Source organism: Dyella sp. OK004 (genome assembly GCF_900114495.1).
Lineage (GTDB): Bacteria > Pseudomonadota > Gammaproteobacteria > Xanthomonadales > Rhodanobacteraceae > Dyella_D.
The window spans coordinates 433,005-458,157 of sequence record NZ_FOZI01000003.1; the positions used below are offsets into that span (position 1 = coordinate 433,005).

Sequence of the window (25,153 nt, forward strand, 5' to 3'; positions counted from 1 at the left end):
GGACATCCATGCTGCGTGTGCCACGCATATGTGGGCCGTGGTGACGCAGCACGACGAGTACGACGCAGCACGACGGACCTTCGATATCGACCTGTGCGACGAGGCAGGCAGGATCTGCGTTCGCTTCGGCGGACTGGTTCTGAGGCAGGCGCCTGCCGCGAGCGAAGCTGCGCAGGTTCTCCTGGCCACGCCTGCGTGGCAGGTCCGGAAGGTCTCCGGCGTTATGGCAAGCGCTGCCGCAAAACATGCCGTACTGCTCTGCGGCCTCGCGCCGTCGGAGCTGGAGCAGGTGCGCACGACGTTCGTCGACGCGACGAGCGTCGCTATCGGCGACGATCCCGCGCAGGCGTACGAAACGGCGGCAACCGCGCTGCTCGAAACGCTCCGCTCCTGGGCCACCGAGCCCAGCCCCTGCCTGGTGCAGGTGGTCGTGCCCACGCAGGGCGCCGGCCAGCTTATGGCGGGACTGGAAGGCATGCTGCGTACAGCGCGGCTGGAGAACCCGGGTATCCGCGGCCAGGTGATCCGCGTCGAGGCGGGGCAGGACGTGGTGCGCGTGCTCACGGAGAACGGCGGCGACGACACCGTCTCGATCCGCTACGCGGATGGCGTGCGCCAGGTGGCAGCGTGGGTGGAAGCGGCGCCAGCGTTGGATGCGGTGCCGCCATGGAAGGTGGGCGGCACCTACCTCATCACCGGCGGCGCCGGCGGCCTCGGCCTGATCTTCGCCCGCGACATTGCGCGGCGAGCGCCGGGTGCGATCCTGGTGTTGACCGGCCGTTCGCCGCTGAGCAGCGCGACACAGGCGGCCCTCGATGAGCTCGCCGCGCTCGGCGTGCATGCGCGTTATCGCCCGCTCGACGTGGGCGATCGCGAAGCCGTGCTCGCATGCGTGCGCGAGATCGCCGACGCCGACGGGCTGGATGGCATCGTGCACAGCGCAGGTGTCCTGCGCGACGGTTTCATTCTGCGCAAGACGCATGACGATCTGCGCGACGTGCTGCGCGCGAAGGTCGCCGGCACCTTGTGCCTGGACGAGGCGAGTAGCGAACTCGCCCTCGACGCTTTTATTGTGTTCTCGTCCCTCGCCGGCGCGATCGGTAATGTGGGGCAGGCCGACTATGCAGCGGCGAATGCGTTCATTGACGCCTTCGCTCACCAACGCAACACGCTGGTCGCGCAAGGCCAACGCCATGGCCGCACGCTGTCGGTGAACTGGCCGTTGTGGGAGCAGGGCGGCATGCGGGTCGATGCCGCCACGCGGCGCCACCTGTTGCAGGAAAAGGGCATGACGCCCCTGGCGACGGCTGACGGCTGCGACGCCCTGGCCCGGGCCTGGTCGCTGGATTCGCCGCAGGTGCTCGTCGTGGCGGGTGACCCGGAACGGCTTAGGGCGGAAGTCCTGGGTGTGGCGCCGATGGTTGAGGCGCGCACACCGGATCGCATCGAACACCGCAGCGCGCCTGCGCCGGAACGACAAGCGGAAAGCCTCGACGCAACGGCGGGGGATCTGCGCGAACGCAGCGTGCGCTACCTGGTGCGCATGCTGTCGGCCACGCTGAAGCTGCCGCCGCAGCGGATCGATGCCGAGGCACGGCTGGAGGCCTATGGCATCGATTCGGTGATGACGCTGGATCTCACTGCGCGGCTCGAGCAGGCCTTCGGGCCACTGCCGAAGACGTTGTTCTTCGAATACCAGACGATCGCCGCGCTGGCGGATTATTTCCTGCAACACCATCGTGCGGCGCTCGCCAAGCTGCTGGGGGAAAGCTCCGCCGTCACTGCGCCTACATCCACTGGCACGGTGCCTGCGCCGGTCGCACCAGTCGCCGCGAGCCGTCTGCGCACGCGCTTCGCCGCACGGGCCGACGCACCTGAGGACGGCATCGCCATCATCGGCGTCGCCGGCCGTTACCCGCAGGCGCGCAACCTCGAGGAGTTCTGGACCAACCTCAGCCAGGGGCGCGATAGCATCACCGAGATCCCGGCCGACCGCTGGGATCACAGCCTTTACTTCGACGAGGATCGCAACGCGCCGGGTAAGACTTACGGCAAGTGGGGCGGTTTCATCGACGGCGTGGACCGCTTCGATGCGCGCTTCTTCAACATCTCGCCGCGCGAAGCGGCACTGATGGATCCGCAGGAGCGCCTGTTTCTCGAATGCGTGCACGCCACGCTGGAAGATGCGGGCTACACGCGCGAGAACGTCGCCGAGGATGGCGACGTCGGTGTCTTCGCCGGTGTGATGTATGAGGAATACCAGCTCTACGGCGCGCAGGAACAGGCGCGCGGCCGTTTCGTCGCCGCGCCGGGCAGCCCGGCGTCGATCGCCAATCGGATCTCGTATTTCTGTGACTTCCACGGTCCGAGCCTGGCGCTGGACACCATGTGCTCATCGTCGTTGACGGCGATCCATCTGGCCTGCGAAAGCCTGGCGCGCGGCGGTTGCGTCGTGGCCATCGCCGGTGGCGTGAACGTCTCGATCCACCCGAACAAGTACCTCGTGCTGGCCCAGGGCAAGTTCATTTCCGCCAAGGGCCGCTGCGAGAGCTTCGGCGAGGGTGGCGAAGGTTACGTGCCGGGCGAGGGTGTGGGTGCGGTGCTGTTGAAGCCGCTGGCGCAGGCGCGGGCTGACGGCGACCACATTTACGGTGTCATCAAGGCCACTGCGGTCAATCACGGCGGCAAGACCAACGGCTACACGGTGCCGAATCCGAACGCGCAGGCGAAGGTCATCGAGCGCGCCCTGCGCGCTGGTGGCGTGGATGCGCGCCACATCAGCTACATCGAAGCGCATGGCACGGGCACAAGCCTTGGCGATCCCATCGAGATCGCTGGTTTGTCGAAGGCATTCGGTCATTGGACGCAGGACAGAGGCTACTGCGCGATCGGTTCGGCGAAGTCGAACATCGGCCATGCCGAAAGCGCGGCGGGCATTGCGGGGCTGACCAAGGTGCTGCTGCAGCTCAAGCATCGGCAGTTGGCACCCAGCCTGCACTCGGCCGTGCTGAATCCGAACATCGACTTCCATGCCACGCCATTCGTAGTGCAGCAGGAACTCGCTGAGTGGCCGCGACCGGTGATCGACGGTCGCGAGCGGCCGCGTATCGCGGGCATCTCCTCGTTCGGCGCGGGTGGGGCGAACGCCCATGTCGTGGTCGAGGAGTACGTGTCGCCCGCCGTGACGCCGGTATCGGCCGGTCCGTCGATGGTGCCGCTCTCCGCCCGCGACAAGGAACGCCTGCGCGAGCGGGCGCGCGAACTGCTCGCGTGTTTGGCGACGCCGGACATCACATTGGCGGACCTCGCGTATACCTTGCAGGTCGGGCGCGAAGCCATGGACGAACGCCTGGCGCTGCTCGTGCACTCGCTGGACGAACTGCGCGACAAGCTGACCGCCTGGCTTGCCGGCGAGACCGCCGTCGAGGGCCTCTACCTTGGGCAGGCGCGGCGCAGCGCCGGTGCGCTCGCTGCGCTGGCGAGCGACGACGATATGGCGGGCACGGTGGCGACCTGGTTCGCGCGGGGCAAATACGACCGCCTGCTCGACCTGTGGACGAAGGGGCTCCATCTCGACTGGCGACGCCTTCGTGGCGACGACGTACACCCGCGCCGCGTCAGCTTGCCGACCTATCCTTTCGCGGGCGAGCGTCACTGGCTCCCGGCGGGCACGGCACAGCTTCCATCGAGCGTCGACCACGCGAGCATGCCGGAGGCATCCGCCGGCCCGATCGAGACACTGATGTTCCGGCCGGCGTGGGCGGCTCGCCCGATCGCCGCCAGCGACGGCGACAACTTCGCCTCGCGTCTCGTGCTGTTGTGCGGACTGGAAGACGGGCAAGCAGCGCGCATCCAGGAGCGGTTCCCGGAGGCGACGTGTCTTGTCGCGCCCACCGCAGCAGATCTTGCCGCGTCTTTCGAAGCGGCGGCGGCGATGTTGCTCGAAAAGCTGCAAGGATTGACTGCCCAGGCGGGCCGCCACTTGATCCAGATTGTCGTGCCGCGTGAAGGCGAGCGGCAGGCGCTGGCGGGACTGGATGGCATGCTGCGCACAGCGCGGCTGGAGAGTCCGCGCCTGATCGGCCAGCTGATCGCTGTGGATGTTGGACAGGACGTGGTCCGCGCGCTGCAGGACGACGGCGAAGCGCCGCGCGTGCGCCACCTGCGCGGCGAGCGGCAAGTTATCCATTGGATGGAAGCGCGCCCCGCGACGCATCCCGCCTCACCATGGAAGGACCGTGGCGTCTACCTGATCACCGGCGGCGCTGGCGGGCTGGGCCTGATCTTCGCTCGCGCGATCGCCAGCGAAGTGCACAACCCGGTGCTGGTGTTGACCGGCCGTTCGGCGCCGGACGAGACCATCCGGGAACAGCTGCGCCAGCTCGAGGCACTGGGTGCTGTCGTGCGGTACCACGCGGTGGATGTCGCCGACGCCGAATCTGTCGCTGCGCTGGTGCGCGGCATCCCGGAGGAATTCGAAAGCCTCGACGGCATCGTGCACAGCGCCGGCGTGGTGCGCGACAGCTTCCTTGTCGCGAAGACGCACGAGGAATTGCGTCAGGTGCTGCGCGCCAAGGTGGCGGGCACGTTGAACCTCGACCGGGCAAGCCACGACATGGCGTTGGATGCCTTCATCTGCTTCTCGTCCATTGCTGGCGCGATAGGCAGCGTGGGGCAGGCCGACTACGCAGCAGCGAACGCGTTCGTGGATGCCTTCGTGCACGAGCGCGCAGAGCGGGTGGTCCGCGGCGAACGCCGTGGGCGCACGCTGTCGATCAATTGGCCGCTATGGGCCGAGGGAGGCATGCGGGTGGATGCCGCCACGCGGACGATGATGCGCCAGCAGTTGGGCATGCATCCGCTGTCCTCGGAAGAGGGCGTGCGGATCTTGCGCGACGCGTGGACGAGCGATGCCCATCAGCTGCTGGTGGTAGCTGGCGAACCGGAGCGCATCCGCGATGCCGTGCTGGGCACGGCATCGCCGACGACGGTGGAACGGCCCCTTGCAGTGGCGGAGGACGAAGAAATCGCGGTGACGGCAGCATCGTCGCGCGAGGCGCTATGGCAGTCATTGGCGAACCTCGTGTCGTCGCTGATTAAAGTGAAGCCCGAGGACCTCGACGGCGAGACGACCTTCAGCGAATACGGCTTCGATTCCGTTTCGCTGACCGAATTCGGCAACGCCTTGAATCAGCATTACCAGCTCAGGCTGACGCCGACGGTGTTCTTCGAACATCCCACGCTGAACGGTTTGGCCGATCACCTCATGCGCGATCACGGTGTTGTGGTCGCTTCGTCGCCGGTGCGCACTCGCGCCGTGGCGAACGCTTCCGTTGCATCGGTGAGTGCGCCGTCGCCGAGAGCAACGCAGGAGCCTGAGCCCGCGCCAGTCATCGACGAACCCATCGCCGGCGAATCCATTGCGATCGTCGGCATGAGCGGCCGCTTCCCCCACGCAGCGGACATCGACGCGTTCTGGCAGAACCTGCGCGACGGCCGCGACTGCATCGACGAGATCCCGCCCGCACGCTGGGACTGGCGCAGCCTTCACGGCGATCCGGGCCGCGAAGCGCACCGGACCAACATCATCTGGGGCGGCTTCATTGATGGTGTCGACGAGTTCGATCCCATGTTCTTCGGCATCTCGCCGAAGGAAGCCGAGCTGATGGATCCGCAACAGCGGCTGGTAATGATCCACGTGTGGAAGGCGTTGGAAGACGCCGGTTACGCCAGTGCCGCGCTGGCGGGCAGCGATACGGCGGTCTACATCGGCACCGGTGCCACGGGCTACGGCAGGCTGATCGATCGCGCGGGGCTGGGTGGCGAGGCCTATGCCTCGACCGGCGGCGTGCCTTCGGTTGGGCCCAATCGGATCAGCTTTTTGTTCGACTGGCATGGTCCGAGCGAGCCGGTGGAAACGGCCTGCTCCAGCTCGCTGATCGCGATCGCGCGCGGTGTCGCCGCCATCCGACGAGGGGATGCGTCGGTCGCGGTAGTCGGCGGCGTAAACACCATCGTGACGCCAGAAGCGCACATCAGCTTCAGTAAGGCGGGCATGCTGAGCGCGGACGGCCGCTGCAAGACCTTCGCTGCCGAGGCCGACGGCTACGTGCGCGGCGAAGGCGTGGCGATGCTGGTATTGAAGAAGCTCGCCGACGCCGAGCGCGACGGCGACCATATCTACGGTCTCGTACGCGGCGTCGCGGAAAACCACGGCGGCCACGCCAATTCGCTGACGGCACCCAATCCCACGGCGCAGGCCGAGGTGATCCGCAAGGCGCAGCGGCAGGCCGGTGTCGATCCGCGCACGGTGACCTACGTCGAAGCGCATGGCACCGGCACGCGACTGGGCGATCCGGTCGAGGTGCAAGGGCTGAAGGCGGCGTTCGGCGATGAGGCGGTCGCTGCGCCGTATTGCGGGCTCGGTTCGGTGAAAACCAACATCGGCCACCTTGAACTGGCGGCGGGCGTCGCCGGTGTGGTCAAGGTGCTGTTGCAGATGAAGCACCGCATGCTGGTGAAGAGCCTGCACAGCGACCGGCTCAATCCGTATCTCGAACTCGACGGCAGCCCGTTCTACGTGGTGCGCGATGCAGGCGAATGGGCGCCATTGCGTGATGCGCGTGGCCAGGTGCTGCCGCGTCGCGCGGGCGTCAGTTCGTTCGGCTTCGGCGGGGTGAATGCGCACGTCGTGCTGGAGGAGTACCTGGCGCCGGTGACGGCCAGGGCATCGAGCGAAGGGCCGGTGGCAGTGCTCCTTTCAGCGCGCGACGAGGAACGGCTGCGCGAGCAGATTCGCCTGCTGCTGGATTTCGTCACGAGCGACGTGGTCGATCTGGCCGACCTCGCCTATACGTTGCAGGTGGGACGTGAGGCGATGGAGACGCGGCTTGCGCTGGTCGTGACGTCCATGGACGAGCTGCGCAACCAGTTGCGCTTGATCGTCTCCGGCGGCAAAGAGGCTGGGCGCGTCCATCGCGGCACAGCATCGCGCGGACGCCGAGATGCCACGCACGATGCGCGGACGGTCGCTGCTTGGGTCGAGGCTCACGATTTCGATCAGCTCCTCGATGCATGGGTACAAGGCCTGGTGTTCGACTGGCGCAGTCTCTACGGGGCACGCACGCCGCGCCGCATCAGCCTGCCCACGTACCCGTTCGCGCGAGGCCGTTACTGGGTGCCGGATGCAACGATGCCGAGCCGTGGTGGAGTGGCGGAGCCCGCAGCGAGTGGTCACGAATGGCTGCTGCTGCCGACCTGGCAGGTCGTCGAGCCGAAGCTCGCACCGTCTGCGCAGGAAGGACGCAGCCTGATCGTTGGCGGCTCACCCACGCAACGGGCCGCGCTGCTCGCCGCGTTGCCGGATGCGGCGGCGCTCGAATGGCCCGCGCTGGCCGATATCGCAGCGATCGAGTATCGCTTGCGCGCATCCGGCTCCTTTGACCGGCTGGTCTGGCTGGTGGATATCAACGAGGCCGGCGCGTCCAATGACGACGAGTCACTGGTCGACGCGCAGGGACGCGGCGTCATTGCCGGCTTCCGTCTCATCAAGGCGCTGCTTGCACTTGGCTTCGACAAGCGTGCGCTCGATTGGACCATCGTGACCGTGCAGACGCAGGCCGTGCACGGGTCCGACGCCATCGCGCCGCGGCATGCCGCCGTGCACGGTTTCGCAGGTGCGGTGGCGAAGGAATTCGCGCACTGGCGCCTGCGCCTGCTCGACCTGGCGCGCGAAGGCGCGTGGCCCGTCGACACGATGTGCCGGCTGGTCGATGAGCCGCGTGGCGCCACGCTGGCGTGGCGCGGCGGCCAGTGGTTCAGGCAAGTGCTGTCGCCCATCGATGCGGCCTCCGTTGAGGGCGCATCACCGTATCGCGAGGGCGGCGTCTACATCGTCATCGGCGGTGCGGGCGGCATCGGCCAGGCCTGGAGCGAACACATGATCCGCACGTACCGCGCGCGGATCGTCTGGATCGGGCGTCGGCCCGAAGACGACACCATCGCGCAGGCGCGGGCCCGATTGGGCGCGTTCGGCCCGATGCCGCTCTACATTGCGGCCGACGCTTCCGACCGCGCGGCGCTGGAGCGCGTCCGCGAGGAGGTGCTCGCGTGCCATGGAGCGATCCATGGCGTGGTGCATGCGGCGATCGATTTGCTCGACAAGAGCGTGGCCCAGATGGACGAGGAACGTCTGCGCGCGGGACTGTCGGCGAAGGTCGATGCGAGCGTGAGGATCGCTCAGGTGTACAGCGCCTTGCCGCTGGATTTTATGTTGTTCTTGTCGTCGCTGGCTGGTTTCGTGCGCGCGGCGGGGCAGGGCAGCTACGCGGCAGGCTGTACCTTCAAGGACGCTTACGCGCTGCATCTGGCCAAGCGCCTGCCGTATCCCGTGAAGGTGATGAACTGGGGTTACTGGGGCAGTATCGGCGCGGTCGCTTCGGACGATTATCGCGAGCGCATGGCGCGGCAGGGCATCGGCTCGATCGAGCCTGGGGAAGGTATGCGGGCGCTCGACCGGCTGTTGCGTTCGCCCATGCCGCAGCTCGGGTTCCTGAAGGCGACGCGGGAGGATGTCTGCGGCGGCGTGTTCGACTTGGTCGGCGATGCACGAGTCAGCCTGCATCCGGCCCGCTTCGACTCGCTGGCGCAGACGCTGGCCCAGGGCGCCGCGCCGGTTTTCCCGGGCGATGCCGCACAGCTTGCGGCGGAGGGCAGGGAGATCGACCGTCTCGCGCTCGCGATCCTGCGTGGTGAACTGCAGGCGCACGGCTTGACGGATCCGGCGCTCGTCGCGTCGCGGCATGCGCGCTGGCTGCGCCACAGTCTGCGCTGGATCGCAGAGGCCGAGTTCACCGCCGCACCGTCGCTCGAGCGCGCATGGGCCGCATGGAACGAGCGCAAGGCGGCCTGGTTGGGCGCGGGCAACGTACGTCAGGCCCAGGTGGCGCTGGTAGACACAATGCTGCGCGCGTTGCCCTCGATTCTGCAGGGGCGTGTTGAGGCTACGGCGGTGATGTTCCCGGACTCGTCCATGCGGCTGGTCGAGGGCGTGTACCAGGGCAATGCCGTGGCCGATCACTTCAACGACGTGCTGTGCGATGCCGTGCTCGCCTTCGTGGCGGCACGCGTCGCGCGCGATCCGGCGGCGCGGATCCGCATCGTCGAGATCGGCGCCGGTACCGGCGGCACCAGTGCACGGGTCATGGCTCGGCTGGCGCCCTACGCGGAGCACATCGGGGAGTACTGCTACACCGACCTGTCGCGTGCGTTCCTGCTGCATGCCGAAGGCAAATATGGCCCGCATTACCCGTATCTCGCGTACCGGCTGCTCGACATCGGCAGCCCGCTGGAAGGGCAGGACATCAAAGTCGGGGCCTACGACCTCGCCATCGCCACCAACGTACTGCACGCCACCAGGGACATCCGCGAAAGCCTGCGCAACACCAAGGCCCTGCTCGGCGCGAACGGCCTGCTCATGCTCAACGAACTGGCCAGCTGCGAGCTGTGGTCGCACCTGACATTCGGCCTGCTCGACGGCTGGTGGCTGTATGAGGACGAGGCGCTGCGCATATCGGGTTGTCCGAGCCTGTCGCCGGCGCGCTGGGATGCGGTGTTGCGCGAGGAAGGCTATCGCCACGTGCATTTCCCGGCCGAGCCGGCGCATGGCCTGGGGCAGCAGGTGATCGTGGCCGAGAGCGACGGCGTGAGCTTGCAGAAGCGGCTCCTGAAGGCAGGTGCGGCTGCGAGTGTGTCTGCGCGCGTGGATATCGCCACTGTCTCGCATCCCGCCGCAGCGGCGCCGGTGCGTTCGAGCGCCGATGCAGCGTCGCTGCGCGAACGCTGCCGTGCGCGGCTGGCGAAGCTGGTCGGCAAGGCGTTGAAGATCCCGGCCAGCGAGATCGACACCGCGACGGGGCTGGACCGTTACGGCATGGATTCGATTCTCGTGCTGGAACTGACTCATGCCCTACGCGCGGCGTTCGAAGACATCGGCATTGAGGACCGGGTCACTTCGACGCTGTTCTTCGAACACCCGACGATCGACGCGCTGGCCGATCATTTCGTCACGACCGAGTCGGACGCGATGGCGCGTTGGACGGGAACGGAGGCACGCGTCACGCCGTCGGTCCGCCCACACCCGATGCTCCATCGCGACACCTCTGACGCATCGGCGCGGCGCTATGCCAGCCATTTCGATGGCGAAGAGTTCTTCCTCGCCGACCATCGCGTGCAGGGACGCCGCGTGCTGCCCGGCGTGGCGCAGCTGGAAATGGTGCGCGCGGCCGCTCAGGCGGCGATGCCCGGTTCGGCGCGCGTTCGTCTCGGGAAGGTCACGTGGGTGCGGCCGGCGGTCGCGGATGAGGCGGGACTGTCGCTCAACCTTACGCTGATGCCGGAGCAGGACGGCGCATTCCGCTTCGCCTTGCGCGGTGATGGCGGGGCCGTCTACAGCCAGGGCATCGCGTCGTCGGACGCTATCCCGGCGGAATCGGCGGACCGCCACGACTTCGCTTCATTGCGCGCCCGCTGTGCCATGGCCCACGTCGACCATGAACGCTGCTATGCCGTCTTCGAACGTAAGGGCTTGCAGTACGGGGCAGCCTTCCGTGGCGTGGACGAATTGTTCGTGGGCAAGGGCGAGGTGCTGGCGAAAATCTCGCTGCCGGCCTCGGTCGCCTCTTCGCTGCCCGACTACGTACTGCATCCCAGCTTGCTGGACGCCGCCCTGCAGTCCTCGCTGGGCTTGCACCTGGCGGCGCATGGCGAGGATGGCATCGCGCTGGCCCTGCCGTTCGCGGTCGACGCCGTACAGGTGTTCGCGCCGTGCGTGGCCCAGATGTGGGCCTACGTTCGCCATGCCGAAGCTGCGGCGACCGGCAGCAACATCAGCCAACTCGACATCGATCTCTGCAATGCGAACGGCGAGGTCTGCGTCCGTCTCGAAAAGCTCAGCCTGCGTACCGTCAATCCCAAGCTGCCACGTGAAACGAACAACGAACGGAACTCACCCGACATGAACGATTCAATGGGCATCACCTCGCACCATAGCCATGCCGACACGCTGCCTTCCGCCGCCGTCCTGCGCGAGAAGAGCACCCTGCAATTCCGCAAACTGATCAGCCGGCGCGTGTCGTTGCCGCTGGAGGTGATCGAGGCGGGGGTTGGCTTCGACGAATACGGCCTCGACTCGATCGTCGTCATGGAACTAACCGAGGCCTTGCGTGAGGTGTTCGGCGCACAAAACATCGGCGCGACGCTGTTCTTCGAACACCGCGACATCGAAGGCCTGGTCGAGCATTTCATGCAGGCCGATCCTGCGGCGCTGGCCCGCTGGGCGGGTCTCGATACCGCGGCTCCCGCGGCACCGCCGGTCCACGCGAGCGGCGCACAGGCGAGGGACGTGCTGCCGGTGGAGGCCACCATTCCCAGTGTTCCCGCCAACGCCGCGCCGTTCGACGTGGCGATCGTCGGCATGTCGGGCCGCTATCCGGGCGCGAACGATGTTCACCAGTTCTGGGAAAACCTCGCCGCCGGTCGCCACAGCGTGACGGAAGTGCCACCGGAGCGCTGGGACCACAGCCGCTTCTTCGACGAGCATAAAGGCAAACCTGGCAAGACCTACGCGCGCTGGGCCGGACTGCTCGACGACGTGCAGGGCTTCGACCGTCTGTTCTTCAACATCGCGCCGGGCGAGGCGCGCCTGATGAGCCCGCAGGAGCGGTTGTTCATGCAGGAGGTGCACGCGAGCGTCGAGGACGCGGGCTACACCGCCGCCAACCTCAGCGTGGGCCGCAAGATCGGTGTCTTCGTCGGTGTCAGCAATGAGCATTACGCCACTGGTGCACGCTTCTGGTCTATCGCCAACCGCATCTCGCACCTCTGCAACTTCCAGGGTCCGAGCTTGGCGGTGGACACCGCGTGCTCGTCGTCGCTGACCGCGATCCACCTCGCGTTGGAGAGCCTGCGCAGCGGCGACAGCGAGGTCGCTATCGCCGGCGGCGTGAACTTGATCGTGGCGCCCACGCAGCTGATCGATCTGGCCTCGATGACCATGCTGTCCGCCGACGACAAGTGCAAATCGTTCGCCGCCGGCGCCGACGGTTTCGTCGATGCCGAGGCGGTGGGCGCCTTTGTGCTCAAGCCGCTGCATCGCGCCGTGGCCGATGGCGACCACATCTACGGTGTGATCAAGGGCAGTGCGATCAACTCCGGCGGCAAGACCAATGCCTATCTGGTGCCTAATCCGAATATGCAGGCGCAGCTGGTGACCGACGCGCTGCGCCGTGCCGGCATCGATGCACGCACCGTGAGCTATGTGGAGGCGCAGGGCACGGGTAGCCATCTGGGTGATCCCATCGAGGTGGCTGGCCTGGCGAAGGCGTTCCGCCATTGGACACAGGAGCGGCAGTTCTGCGCGCTCGGCTCGGCCAAGTCGAACGTGGGTCATAGCGAAAGCGCGAGCGGCTTCGTCGCGGTGAGCAAGGTGCTGATGCAGATGAAACACGCGATGCTGGCGCCGAGCCTGCACGCTGCGACGCCCAATCCGGAAATTCGTTTCGCTGATACGCCATTCTTCGTGCAGCAGGCACTGGCACCGTGGCCGCGTCCACAGCTCGACGTTGACGGCCACCGTCGTGAGTTCCCGCGGCGCGCGGGCGTCTCCTCGTTCGGCGCGGGCGGGGCGAATGCCCATCTGCTGATCGAGGAATACGTCGAGCCGGCGATGCCAGGTCGCGCGGGTCAGCCGTCCGGTCCGGCCATGATCGTGCTCTCGGCGCGCGATGCCGAGCGCCTCAAGGCAAGAGCCGAACGGTTGCTGGCGGCGCTCGCCCCCGAGCGCCACGCCGTGGATCTCACGCTGATGGACGTCGCATACACCTTGCAGGTGGGTCGCGAAGCGATGGAGGAGCGGCTCGCTCTGCTGGCGCAATCACTCGACGACCTGCGCGTGAAGCTGGCGGCGTTCGTGGCGGGGAGCAGGGAAGTCGACGACTTGTACATGGGGCAAGCAAAACGTAGCGCCTTCTCCGCGCTCGCCGATGACGAGGACATGCAGACCGCCGTGCAGGCCTGGGTGGCCAAGGGCAAGTACGGCAAGTTGCTGGATCTGTGGGTGAAGGGGTTCGCGTTCGACTGGAACGCGCTCTACGCGGGTGGGGCACGTCCGCGTCGCGTCAGCCTGCCCACGTATCCGTTCGCGCGCGAGCTTTGCTGGACGGATGTACGCTATCCCGACGCCGCCGAAGCGCTACCCGTCTCGGGTGCCGTGCGAGCAGACAGCGCGACGGTCGCCGCCGCGGCGCCCGTGGTCAGGATGGCTGATCCTGCGCATACGATGATGCGCATCTGGTGCGAGCTGCTTGGCCGTCCATCGGTCGCCCTCGACGACGATTTCTTCGAACTTGGCGGCCATTCCTTGTTGGCGACGCAGCTGGCCGTGCGAATCCGCGACGAGTTCGGTGTGGACGTGCCGGTGGGCACGATCCTGGAAGCACCCACCGTGGCCGCGCTAGTCCAGCGCCTGCCCATGTCCGCGCCGACGCTGGATGGACTGGAGATTCCGCCGCAGCCGATACCGGTCGCGGCACAGGACGCGGCGTTTCCGCTGTCGTTCGCGCAGCAGCGGCTGTGGTTCCTCGACCAGCTTGAAGGGCACAGTCCCACCTACAACATTCCCGCCGCGGTCCGTCTGAAAGGCCGATTGGACGCCGGCGCGCTGGAGGGTGCGCTCAACGACGTAGTCGCTCGCCATGACGCCTTGCGCGCCCGCTTTGGCAGTGCGGACGACACGCCAGTGCAGTACATCGCCGCGCATCTGGATCTGCCGTTGGTGCTGCACGACCTGCGTGGCATCGCGTCGAAGGAACGCGACGCGAAGACGCGCTGGCTGATGCTCGACGAAGCGCGCACACCGTTCGACCTGCAAGGCGGCCCGCTTGTGCGCGCCAGCCTGCTGCGGCTGGCCGACGAAGAGCATCTGTTGCTGTTGACCATGCACCACATCGTCTCCGACGGCTGGTCCATGGGTATTCTCGTGCGCGAACTCGGCACGCTGTATGCCAACCGCAGTTTTTCAGCAGGCGCGAGCTTGCCGGAGCTGCCGATGCGCTACGTCGACTTTGCCCGCTGGCAGCGCGAATGGCTGAGCGGCGAGGTGCTGGAGCGGCAATTGGCTTATTGGAAGCAGCAGCTCGCCGGCAGCCCGACACTGCTGACCCTGCCGACCGATCGTCCGCGTCCGTCCACGCAGGGTCAGGATGGTGCCGCGCTGGCCTACGCCCTCCCGGCCGAGCTCGGTGCGAAGCTGCATGCGCTGAGCCGGAAGTCGCAGGGCACCTTGTTCATGACGCTCTGTGCCGCCTTCAATGTGCTGCTGGCCCGTTATTCCGGCCAGAGCGATATCTGCATCGGCACGCCGATCGCCAACCGCAACCGCAGCGAGATCGAGGACCTGATCGGCTTCTTCGTCAACACGCTGGTGCTGCGCACTCAGGTGGATCTGCGCGCCGGGTTTACTGATCTGCTCAAACAGGTGCGCGCCACCACGCTCGACGCCTATGCACACCAGGACGTGCAGTTCGAACAGCTGGTGGGCGCGGTGCAGCCCGAGCGCCATACCAGTTACTCGCCGCTGTTTCAGGTGATGCTCGTGTTGCAGAACGCACCGCTCAACCTGGCGTTGCCGGGGCTGGAACTGGAGCTGGTGCCGCACGAAACGGTGACGGCCAAGTTCGACATCACGCTGACGCTGAGCGAAGGCCCGCAAGGACTGTACGGCAGCTTTGAATACAACACCGACCTGTTCGATCACGCCACGATGGAACGGATGGCTGGTCATTTCAGCCATTTGCTGCAGGCGATTGTGGCCGAGCCGGAGCGGCCCGTGGGCGAGCTGAGCATGATGGGCGAGGCCGAGCGCCGGCATCTCGTCTACGGTTTCAACGACACTGCGAAGGTCTATCCGCGGGTAGGGCCGGACACGCACACGCTGCACCAGTTGTTCGAGGCGCAGGTGGTGCGCAGCCCCGACCATGCAGCAGTAGTGTATGAGGGCGTGTCACTGAGCTATGCCGAACTCAATGCGCGAGCCAACCGCCTGGCGCGTCACCTGCGCCGTCTCGGCGTGGGGCCCGACGTGCTGGTCGGTCTGTGCACCGAGCGCTCGATCGAAATGATCGTGGGCCTGTACGCGATCGTGAAGGCCGGCGGCGCCTACGTGCCACTGGACCCGACCTATCCGGCCGACCGTCTGGCAACCATCGTGGAGGACGCGGCTCCCGCCGCGATCCTCACTCAGCAACACCTGCGCCACGCGGCGCCGTCGGTGTCAGGCGTGCCGGTGCTCTGCCTCGACGGCGACGCCGGGACGTGGGCCGGCGAAGACGCGGGCAATCCCGCCAACGCCACGCAGCCGGGCCACCTGGCCTACGTGATCTACACCTCGGGTTCCACCGGCAAGCCCAAGGGCGTCGGTATCGATCACCGCGGCATCGTCAACCGTCTGCAATGGATGCAGGAAGCCTATCCGCTGACCAGCGCCGACCGCGTGCTGCAGAAGACGCCCTTCAGCTTCGATGTCTCGGTGTGGGAGTTCTTCTGGCCGCTGCTGGAAGGTGCCACGTTGGTCGTTGCCAGGCCCGGCGGTCATCAGGACGTAGCCTACCTGGCCGGCCTGATCGACGCCGAAGGCATCACCACCACGCACTTCGTGCCACCGATGCTGGAGGTCTTCCTCAACGAGGTGGAGCCCGGTAGCGGGCGTTCGCTGCGCCAGGTGATGTGCAGCGGGCAGGCGTTGCCGATGGATCTGCAGCAGCGCTTCTTTGCTACCTGGGACCATGTGGAGCTGCACAACCTGTATGGCCCGACGGAAGCCTCAGTCGACGTCACTTACTGGCAGTGCCGCAAGGACAGCGCGCTGAACTGCGTGCCGATCGGCAAACCGATCGCCAACATCCAGATCCACATCCTCGATGACTTCCTCAATCCTGTGCCGGTAGGCGTGGTGGGCCACCTGTTTATCGCGGGCATCGGCCTGGCGCGCGGCTACGTCAATCGCCCGGACCTGACCGCGCAGGCCTTCATCCCCAATCCGTTCAGTGCGACGGCTGGCGCGCGTATGTATCTGTCGGGCGACCTTGCACGCTACCTGCCGGACGGCACCATCGAGTATCTCGGCCGCAGCGATCACCAGGTGAAGATCCGCGGCCTGCGCATCGAGCTCGGCGAGATCGAATCGACGCTGGCAGCGATGGACGCTGTGCGCGATGTGGTGGTGCTGGCTCGGCCAGACGAGCGTGGCATCCCGCGCCTGGTGGCCTACCTGGTGGCTCGCGATGGCCAGGCATTGCCGGACCCGGCCGTATTGCGCCGGACCCTGACGCAGACGCTGCCCGACTATATGGTGCCGGAGTACTTCGTGCCGCTCCCGGTGATGCCGCTCACCTCCAACGGCAAGGTCGACCGCAAGGCGCTGCCCGCGCCGGAGATGGCGCACGACGAAGCCGAGCACATCGCACCGCGTACCGCCATGGAGAAAGCGATCGCGGTGGTGTGGTCGGATCTGCTGAAGGTGGAGAACGTCGGCCTCACCGACGACTTCTTCGAACTGGGCGGCCATTCGCTGCTGGCAACGCAGCTGGTCTCGCAGCTGCGCAAGCGCCACGTTGCCGAGATCGAGCTGCGCGACCTGTTCTCGCATGCCACGCTGGGTGCGCTGGCGGCGTTTGTCGATTCGCGCAAGCAGGGCAGCCTGCATCCGAACCTGGTGCCGATCCGCGCAAAGGGCTCGGCCGCGCCGCTGTTTCTGATCCACCCCATCGGCGGTGGCGTGCAGTACGCCTTCGACTTGTCGCAGCACCTGGATGCCAACCAGCCCGTGTATGGCCTGGCGGTGGGCGAAACGCCGCAGGCGAGCATCGATGGCATGGCGTCGACCTATCTGGATGCTATCCGCGAAGTGCGGCCGTCCGGTCCCTACTTGCTGGCCGGCTGGTCGCTGGGCGGCATGGTCGCCTATGAGATCGCCCACCGGCTGCTGGCGGCGGGCGAGGATGTGCAATTCGTGGGCATGATCGACACCAGCGGCCCGTCGGTGCGCGCGAAGCAGCGCGACGAGCATCCGGTCAAGCACGATGGCTGCCGTGCGCTGCTGAACTGGCTGCTCGATCTGAACTTGGTCGGTGATTGGCGCCGCCATCCCGCGTACCCCGAACTGATGGCGCGGGCTCTGCGTGGCGACCTCGAAGGCATGATCGCGCTGTGCTTCGACGCTGCGCTGGTGCCGCCCGGACTGGACGCTGGGGAGGTGCGGAGCACCGTGGCGCTGTACGAAGCGTGCGGCCGCGCGGCCGACGATTATCGGCCGCCCGCGGCACAGCTGCCGGTGACGTACTTCGCGGCGGATCGGCGCGACGGCGAGGACGTTGCGTTGGGCTGGCGCGAGTTGCTGGGCCGGCATCTGGAGGTGTCGAGGATCGGCGGTTCGCACCTGTCGATGGTCAAGGCGCCGCTGGTCGAAAAGCTCGCGCGGGATATCTCGGAGCGGATCGGACGTTACGCGTCGAACCTCTCTTTCACTGCTGCCAACCCCTGATTGATCAAACATGACCGCCCAAGAGGGGAATGCCATGAACGAAACGATCGCCTCGGACGAACTCGGCCTGGCTGCGGAAGCACCGGCCGAGTTGAGTTACACGCGCCGCATCGAAGATCTGCCCGGCCCAAAAGGCCAGCCCTTCGTCGGCAATGCGCTGCAGCTCAGCGGCCGGCAGATGCACCAGAAGTTCACTGCCTGGGTGCGCGAGTTCGGGCCGATGTTCCGGCTGCAGGTGTTCGGCCACACCATCGTGATCGTCTCTGACGCTGCCACCGCGCATGGCGTGATGCGCGAACGCCCCGATGGGTTCCGGCGCAACGGCGGCCTGAAGCAGGTCATGAATGAGCTGCACATCGGTGGCGTGTTCACTGCCGAGGGTGCTGCGTGGCGAAAGCAGCGCAAACTGGTGATGAGCGGACTCAATGCGGAGGTCATCCGCAACTTCTTTCCGAAGATGGTCACTTTGACCGAGCGGATGCTGGAGCGCTGGAAAGCGGCGGTGGCCGAAGGTCGCGCCGTGGACCTGCGCCGCGACCTCAAGGCGATGGCGCTGGATACTATCGTCGGCATCGCTATGGGCCACGACATCGATGCGGTGAACCACGACGGCGACCCGCTGCAGCGCGATATCGACAATATGTTCCAGCGCCTGGGCAACCGCACCACCGCGGCGTTCCCGTACTGGCGCTACTTCAAGCTACCGGTGGATCGTGCGGCCGAGCGCTCGTTTGCCGATATCGAGGGGAGGGTGGTGGAGTTCATCCGCCACACGCGCGAGCGCATGGAGCAGCAGCGGGAGCTGCAGCGCAAGCCCGCCAATATGCTGGAGGCAATGATTGCGGCCAGCGAGGATCCCGAATCCGAGTTCACAGACGAGGAGCTGGTCGCCAACGCGATCCTCAGCGTGATCGGCGGCGAGGACACGACGGCCAACTCGATCGCCTGGATGCTCTGCCTGTTGGCACAGAACCCGGCGGCTGCCACCGCGCTAGCCGCCGAGGTGGATCAGGTGCTCGGCACCGCGCCGCTGCCGCGCGAGTGGGAGCAGATGAAGGCGTTCTCTTACCTGGAGGCGGCGCACAGCGAGACGCAGCGGCTGAAAGCGGTCGCTCCGTATCTCGGGCTCACGGCCAATGCCGATTGCGTCGTCGCTGATACCTTCATTCCAAAGAACACGGCCATCATTGTTGCGACGGCAGGCGAGGGGCGCGACGAGGCGCAGTTCCCCGGACACGAGCGATTCCGACCCGAGCGTTGGATCGCGGAGATGCGCGACCCGGAGGAGGAGGATCCCAGCCGCAAGCTGTTCCCGTTCGGCGGCGGCGCACGATTGTGCCCGGGACGCTTCCTGGCGCTGACCGAGATCAAAGTTGTGGTCGCGATGATCATGCGCAACTTCGAACTCGAGCCCGATCCCAAGGCGCCGCCGGCGAAGGAGCTGCTGAATTTCTTCATGGCGCCCAGCTCGGTGCCGGTGCGTCTGAAGTTGCGCGTGCCGCCAGTAGGGGAGGGCCATTGAACGCCGTCGTGCCCGCATCCAGCGTGCAGATTGCCAGGCGGATCTTGCATGTCTCGCTGCCCTTGATGGGTTCCATGATCGGCAACCTGATCATGATGCTGGTCGACCGGATCTGCCTGGCGAGATATTCCAGCGATACGCTGGCCGCCTCTGGCCCCGCGGTCTACACGGCGATGGCGATCGTTGGCTTCTTCGTGGCGGTGGTCGGCTTCTCGCGCTCCTGCGTCGCGCAGGCCTACGGCCGCTCGGGCCATGCGGATGCCGCCTGGCAAGCCGCCATCGGCATCGTCGTTGGTGTGGTCTTCGCGGTGCTGCTGTTGTTATTGGCGCCGTTGATGGCGTGGATTCCCGCGCTGAGCGACCGGCCGCTCGCGCTCACCCGGCTGGAGTCCCAGTTCCTCTACTGGGCGGCGTACTTCGGCGCGGCGATGACCTTCAACATGGCCTTGTCGTCGTACTTCAACGGCATCGGCAAAACCCGCATCACCTTGGTGGCCGGGCTGGTCGGGCAGGCCGTGGGCATCGTGGCGACCATCGGCCTGGTGTTCGGCCGCTTCGGCCTGCCGGAACTGGGCATGCGCGGCTCGGCGCTCGGCACGTTGGCCGGCACGCTGGCGATCACGCTGATCTACGTGGCCTACCTGCCGAAGGAGGTGTGGAGCGACGTGCGGCGGCTGGTGGCGGCGCGCGGAATTCATCGTGGCGACCTGGCGCCGCGGATCAGGAAGGGCATCGCGCTGGGCGTGACAGCGGGGATCGGCAATTTCGGCAATGCCGCCTTTATCTGGATCATCGCTGGGCTCGGCGCAATCGCGTTGGCCGCCAACAACGTCAACCTCACCGTCAGCTATATCGGTGTGATCCCGCTGCTGGGCCTGGGTATCGGCTGCAGCGTGCTGTGCGGAAATGCATTGGGGCAGGGTGAGTTCGAGCAGGTGCCGAGGATTCTGCTGGTCACGCTTGCTCTCGAGCTGGTCTACGTGGCGTTTACCGCCTACCTGCAGATTGTCACGCCCGGCGTGCTGCTCGATCCGTTCGGGCTTGCCGACAAGCCGCAGGAGATTCGCCACGCGGCGGTCGCGACCTCGAAGGTGCTGTGGACGTATTCGCTGGCCTTCGCGTTCTCGATGACCGGGCAGGCGGTGCTGGAGGCGTTCGGTCTTACGCGGTTTCTGTTCGCGGTGCGCTTCGTGATGATGTGGGTGCTGAGCATTCCCACGATCTACCTGATGACGCTGGGGCATGTCGGTGATGCCGAATATCTGCCCGTGGCCTGGGTGGTCGGCTCCTCATTCGAGGCGGGCATCGGGATTCTGTATTTCTGGCGGATCTGGGTGGCGGTGAGGCACCGGCAGAACGAGATCGTGCTGACGCAAGTGAGGGCCTGATTTGCGACGCCTGTCGCTGGCGCGGCATCCGGGAGGCCTGCCCGATGCGTTCCTGTTGGCGTTCGATGCCGACGAAAGCGACGACGCGCACTTTTCCCGTTTTGGCATCGCCTGTCCGCCATCCTTGGCCCGCAGCGTGCCCAAGCGCAGGGCCGAATACCTCGCTGGCCGGCGTACCGCCATCGCCGCGCTCGCCGAAGCTGGCGCCGGTGCGGTGATCGATCTCGCCATCGGACCTTCCCGCGCACCGGTATGGCCGGCGGGCTTCATCGGCAGCATCACACATGCCCCCCGCATCGCGGCAGCTGTGGCCTTGCGCGATGGCGCGGTGCAGGGCGTCGGCATCGATGTCGAACGAGTAGTCTCGGCAAGCGCCCTCGACGCGATTGTCCAGTCGGTAGTTGATGTCTCCGAACGACGCGCGTTGGATGAGCTCGCGCGCAGCCTCGGCTTGCCGATGGCGCTGACGATCGCTTTCTCCGCCAAGGAAAGCTTCTACAAGGCCACGGCGGCAATGGTTGGTCGGATCTTCGATTTCGGTGCGTTGAAAATCATTGGGGCTCAGGGGGGTGCGGGCACGATCGAGGCTGAAACGGCCGAGCCGCTCGCTCCCAGCCTGCCGGTGGGCATGCGTTTTCGGCTGGGCTTCTCTTTGATCGACGACGTATCGGCGATCACGAGCTGTGTGTGGATGCGTTGATGGTGCTCAATGCACTCGGTCTATCAACTTGGAGATTTGCGGGATGAGCAAGCAGATCCTGTTCGTTCAAGGCGGCGGCGAGGGAGTGCATGACGCGTGGGACGACAGGCTGGTCCGAAGTCTCGAGCGCGAGCTTGGTCGCGAGTACACCATTCTTTATCCCCGCATGCCGGATGAAGCCGATCCGCGCTACTCGAGTTGGAAGGCCGCGCTGCTGGACGAGTTCGATGATCTGGATGATGGCACGATCCTCATCGGCCATTCCCTTGGTGGCGCCATCCTTATCCATGTTCTCGTGGAGCAGCGGCCGAAGCGAATGCTGGGCGCCATTTCGCTCATCGCGGCACCCTTCTTCGGCGGGGGCGGATGGCAGAGCGACGAAATCGAACCGCTCACTGTCACCGCCCAACGTTTACCTGCTGACGTTCCCGTGCACCTCTATCACGGCACGGCAGATGATATTGTTCCGATCGAACATCTACAGCTCTACGCAAAGGCGATTCCGCAGGCGACGATCCACGTCCTCGCCAATCGCGATCATCAGCTCAACAACGGCCTGAGTGATGTTGCACGGGATATCCGAGATGTCTTTTAATCGCGCTGAGTTCTACGACGCCGAACTGCGGCGGTACAACGAACACTTCCGAGCTGCCCTCAACGTCGGCGCACGGGATCGCGTGCTTGATATCGTCACGGTGCTTCCGTGATGAGCGGGCCGCGCCACTCGCGCCGCCAGAGTCCAGGAGCGCATCCCATTTCGCGACGAAAGGCTCTTGAGAAATGCGCTTGATCAGCGAAGCCACAAGCCACGGCGATCTGGCTCATCTGCTCATCGCTTCCCGATAGCAGTTCGCACGCACGCGCGAGCCGGAGGGTGAGAACGTAAGCGTGTGGAGATATGCTGAAACTGAGTTTGAAGGCCCGAAAGAAATAACTCGTACTCAGCCGCGTCAGGCTCGCCATGTCCTCGACCCGAATCGGCGTTTCCATATTTGCATGAATGTGGTCGATCACCCGTCGCGCTTGCCAAGGTGCGAGTCCTTGAATACGGGGGTGAACATGCCTTGGCTGGATCTCCGTCTTAACCGCGTTATCCAGGAGCAGCTCCAAAGCCTTCTGGATTTCCCGCCTCGCACCATGGGCATCCCTCTCGAGGGCTAGACATGCGCGCTGGAGAAGGTGGGTGACAATCGAAACGACCTTCTCTTTTTCCACTGACTCGCGCATGGTCATGAATCCTCGAAGTCGGATTTCACCTCCGTGGAGTCAAACTATCGCGCTTATTGAGCCAGTGATCTATTGATCAGTTGGCGGACGCCTTCACAGCGCGAATGGACGATGCAAAACTCATCCGTTCAGAGGAGACGCCCGCGGAAACGCCAGATCTACAAATGGATGAGGCCGCGTCGGCTCGCCACCGTGATTGCTTCCGTGCGGCTCAAGACCTGTAATTTGCTGAAGATACTGCGCAGATGAGACTTGACGGTGGTTTCCCCGATACTCAGTCGCGCGCCGATGTCCTTGTTGCTGTGCCCCCGCGCCAGCAAGGTCAGGACCTCCAGCTCGCGGCTCGTGAGCATCTCGCCACTGACACCCGCGGCGAGCTTCGCCACAAGCAATGGCGAGATACGTGTTTCGCCAGCATGGACGCCACGGATGCAATCCAGCAGTTCCTCCCGCTGGGCATCCTTGAGCATGTACCCCTTAGCGCCAGCCGTGATGGCCCTAGAGATATCGTGGTCGGTGTCGAAAGTGGTCAGGACGATAAGGAGGGCTGAGGGGTCCTCGCGCCGGATTGCCTGGATGGCGCCGACTCCGTCGAGGATCGGCATGCGCAGATCGAGCAGGGCCACGTCGGGGCGGCATTCGAGCCAGCGATCGACGCAGTCCTGGCCATTGGCGGCTTCCGCGATCACGACCATGTCCGACTGCCGTCCAATAATCGCTGCCAGACCCTCCCGCACCGTGACATGGTCGTCGGCGATCAGGACCCTTATCACTGTGGGCGATGACTGTTTCGTATTAGACATCGGCGATTCCATTATCTTTGTCCCGATGCATCGGGCGAAGCTGCCGGCAAGCGGATTGAAACCTCCGTGCCGCCACCCTTCGAGCTTCTGACTTCCATTTGGCCATTCATGGCATCGACTCGCTCGCGCATGCCCAAAAGGCCATAGCCTTCGCTTCTCGCAGCCGGATCGAAACCACGGCCGTCATCGATAAATTCCAGCCGAACATCATCGGAGCCGAAGGCGATGGTGGCGACGATGTGGGATGCCTGAGCATGGCGAAGCGCATTGGTCAGGACCTCCTGGGCGATCCGGAATAAATTCGCCTCCCACTCGGGCGGCAACGCGTGGGGTATGCCCAAGAGCCTGAACTCGGCTTGGAGCGCCACGCCCGCGGTCAACTTCTCAAACAAGACTCTCAGTGCGTTCGTAATGCCTCCTTCTTCTAAGGGTTGTGGTCGCAGGGCCTGCACAGAGCGCCGAGCCTCGCTCAGACTCTCGCGCGCCAGATTTCGGGCCGTGATGACATGCTGCTCTGCCTCACGCCCAAGGCCTCGCCGACTGGCGTCTTCAGCGGCTTCCAGCTGGACGATGACGCCGGTGAAACCCTGCGCCAGGGTGTCGTGGATGTCGCGCGCGATACGATTGCGCTCGCCCACCACGGCGGCTTCGCGGCTCTGCGCCGACAGCTCGGCCAGCCGGATCATCAGCATGGCCTGGTTGGTCAGTGCCTGAGCCAACTCCACCTGCTCAGTCTGAAAGATGCGCTGCTGTTTGAAGCGAAGTCCAATGGCGCCTTCCAGCCTTCCAGCGATCATCATGGGCACCAGGAGAACCGTGATGATGCCTAACGGCAGCAGCCGGTCGCGCAAGGGGAATGGCGGAACGGTGCGGATGTCTTCGATCACGCTCGGCTCCCCGGAGCGAAAAACTTCGGGCCAAGGCCAGATGTCTTCCATGGGAAGCACGAGATCGAGCCCCGCGAACCTGGGATCGGTCTTCGGTACCAGCAGGTCGTCCTCGAAAACGAATTCGATGCCTACCGTGCCGTCGGCCAGGCCGCGGCGCCAGACACTGGCACTGTGCGCCCCGAACTGTGCGGTAAGCGTGCGCAGGATATGTGCGACCAGCTGATTAGGGTCCGACTCCATCGCCAGAGTATCTAGAGCGCTCTTGAGAGCGTTGACTTGCCCCCGTGCCAGTTGCTCGGACGCCAGCAGCGCCCTCTCGGCGTGTTTGCGCGCCTCGATGTCGATGTTGGATCCATACCATTTGAGGACCTGACCCGCATCGTCCAGAAGCGGGGCATAGCGAAAAAGGAACCAACGATACTCGCCGTCGAATCCGCGGACTCGGGCTTCGAGTTCGCCCGGCGCGCCGTGCTCCATCGCCCCGCGCCACTCCTTCTCAAGGCCGGGCAGGTCGTCGGGATGGATGGTGGCTGTCCATCCCCATCCCAGCGCGTCGTCCATCGGTATCCCCGTGTACTCGCACCACTGTCTATTCAAGAATTCGACAGGCCCATCGGCGCTACCAAACCAGGCCAACCCCGGGATAGTGTCGATCGCAATGCGGAAACTCTTTTCCCAGGACTGAAGGTCGCCGGAGAGTGTGGCGCCCCTATGTTCCGCGTGTTGCCCGGGGACCTCGGTCACCATGCATGCCGTCCTCGTAGTACGTCCGCCGATCGGTCGGTCAACGCGATCTCGGAAATAAAGTCGACGAGAGGTTCAGGGCACCGCGTCGTTCCTGGTTGCTTTGTCATGGGTCACTTGCTCCACGCAACACGCAGTTTGTTTTCGGCTGTCGGACCACGCAACGCAATGGCGAAGCCACAGCGTGTGGCTCCAGAACCGGTCTGAGGGTGGTCATCCTAGCCTCCTGCTTATGACGCGCCTTGAATGAATCTACCCCATGACACTCATGCAAGCGTCATAG

At 65.6% G+C, this 25,153-nt stretch carries 9 protein-coding genes (1 of these 9 running past the window's edge); 6 read left to right on the forward strand and 3 right to left on the reverse strand.

Translation table 11 applies throughout. From position 1 onward, the window contains the following. The 6 genes from BM338_RS14485 to BM338_RS21825 all read left to right on the forward strand — a co-directional run. Positions 1 to 17,596, forward strand: the 3' portion of a protein-coding gene (locus tag BM338_RS14485) for a non-ribosomal peptide synthetase (RefSeq protein WP_090451852.1). 14,465 nt of this gene lie to the left of the window's left edge; the window shows 17,596 of its 32,061 coding nt (coding positions 14,466-32,061); the start codon falls outside the window, past its left edge; it ends in the stop codon at positions 17,594 to 17,596. 34 nt (positions 17,597 to 17,630) lie between these two features. Continuing rightward, a complete protein-coding gene (locus BM338_RS14490; RefSeq protein ID WP_177229360.1) occupies positions 17,631 to 19,118 on the forward strand; it encodes a cytochrome P450 in 1,488 nt (495 codons plus the stop codon). A 65-nt stretch (positions 19,119 to 19,183) separates the two neighbouring features. Then, positions 19,184 to 20,506 carry an MATE family efflux transporter gene (locus tag BM338_RS14495; protein WP_090452554.1) on the forward strand — a complete coding sequence of 441 codons (1,323 nt, stop codon included), beginning with the start codon at positions 19,184 to 19,186 and terminating at the stop codon, positions 20,504 to 20,506. 55 nt (positions 20,507 to 20,561) lie between these two features. Next, a complete protein-coding gene (locus tag BM338_RS14500) occupies positions 20,562 to 21,206 on the forward strand; it encodes a 4'-phosphopantetheinyl transferase family protein (protein WP_255367313.1) in 645 nt (214 codons plus the stop codon). Between the two features lie 43 nt (positions 21,207 to 21,249). Beyond that, entirely contained in the window at positions 21,250 to 21,801 is a 552-nt protein-coding gene (locus BM338_RS14505; RefSeq protein WP_090451858.1) for an alpha/beta fold hydrolase, read from the forward strand. Then, complete coding sequence (locus BM338_RS21825; protein WP_255367314.1) at positions 21,791 to 21,913, forward strand: hypothetical protein; 123 nt, start codon at positions 21,791 to 21,793, stop codon at positions 21,911 to 21,913. The genes BM338_RS14505 and BM338_RS21825 overlap by 11 nt, the downstream gene beginning before the upstream one ends. Here BM338_RS21825 and BM338_RS14510 read toward each other — a convergent pair. From BM338_RS14510 to BM338_RS14520, 3 genes are all read right to left on the reverse strand, one after another. Beyond that, entirely contained in the window at positions 21,897 to 22,433 is a 537-nt protein-coding gene (locus BM338_RS14510) for a helix-turn-helix domain-containing protein (RefSeq protein WP_177229361.1), read from the reverse strand. The genes BM338_RS21825 and BM338_RS14510 overlap by 17 nt on opposite strands. A 158-nt stretch (positions 22,434 to 22,591) precedes the next feature. Further along, entirely contained in the window at positions 22,592 to 23,236 is a 645-nt protein-coding gene (locus BM338_RS14515) for a response regulator (RefSeq protein ID WP_218156353.1), read from the reverse strand. Positions 23,237 to 23,247: 11 nt separating this feature from the next. Further along, entirely contained in the window at positions 23,248 to 24,873 is a 1,626-nt protein-coding gene (locus BM338_RS14520) for a sensor histidine kinase (RefSeq protein ID WP_090451864.1), read from the reverse strand. Positions 24,874 to 25,153 lie beyond the last annotated feature (280 nt).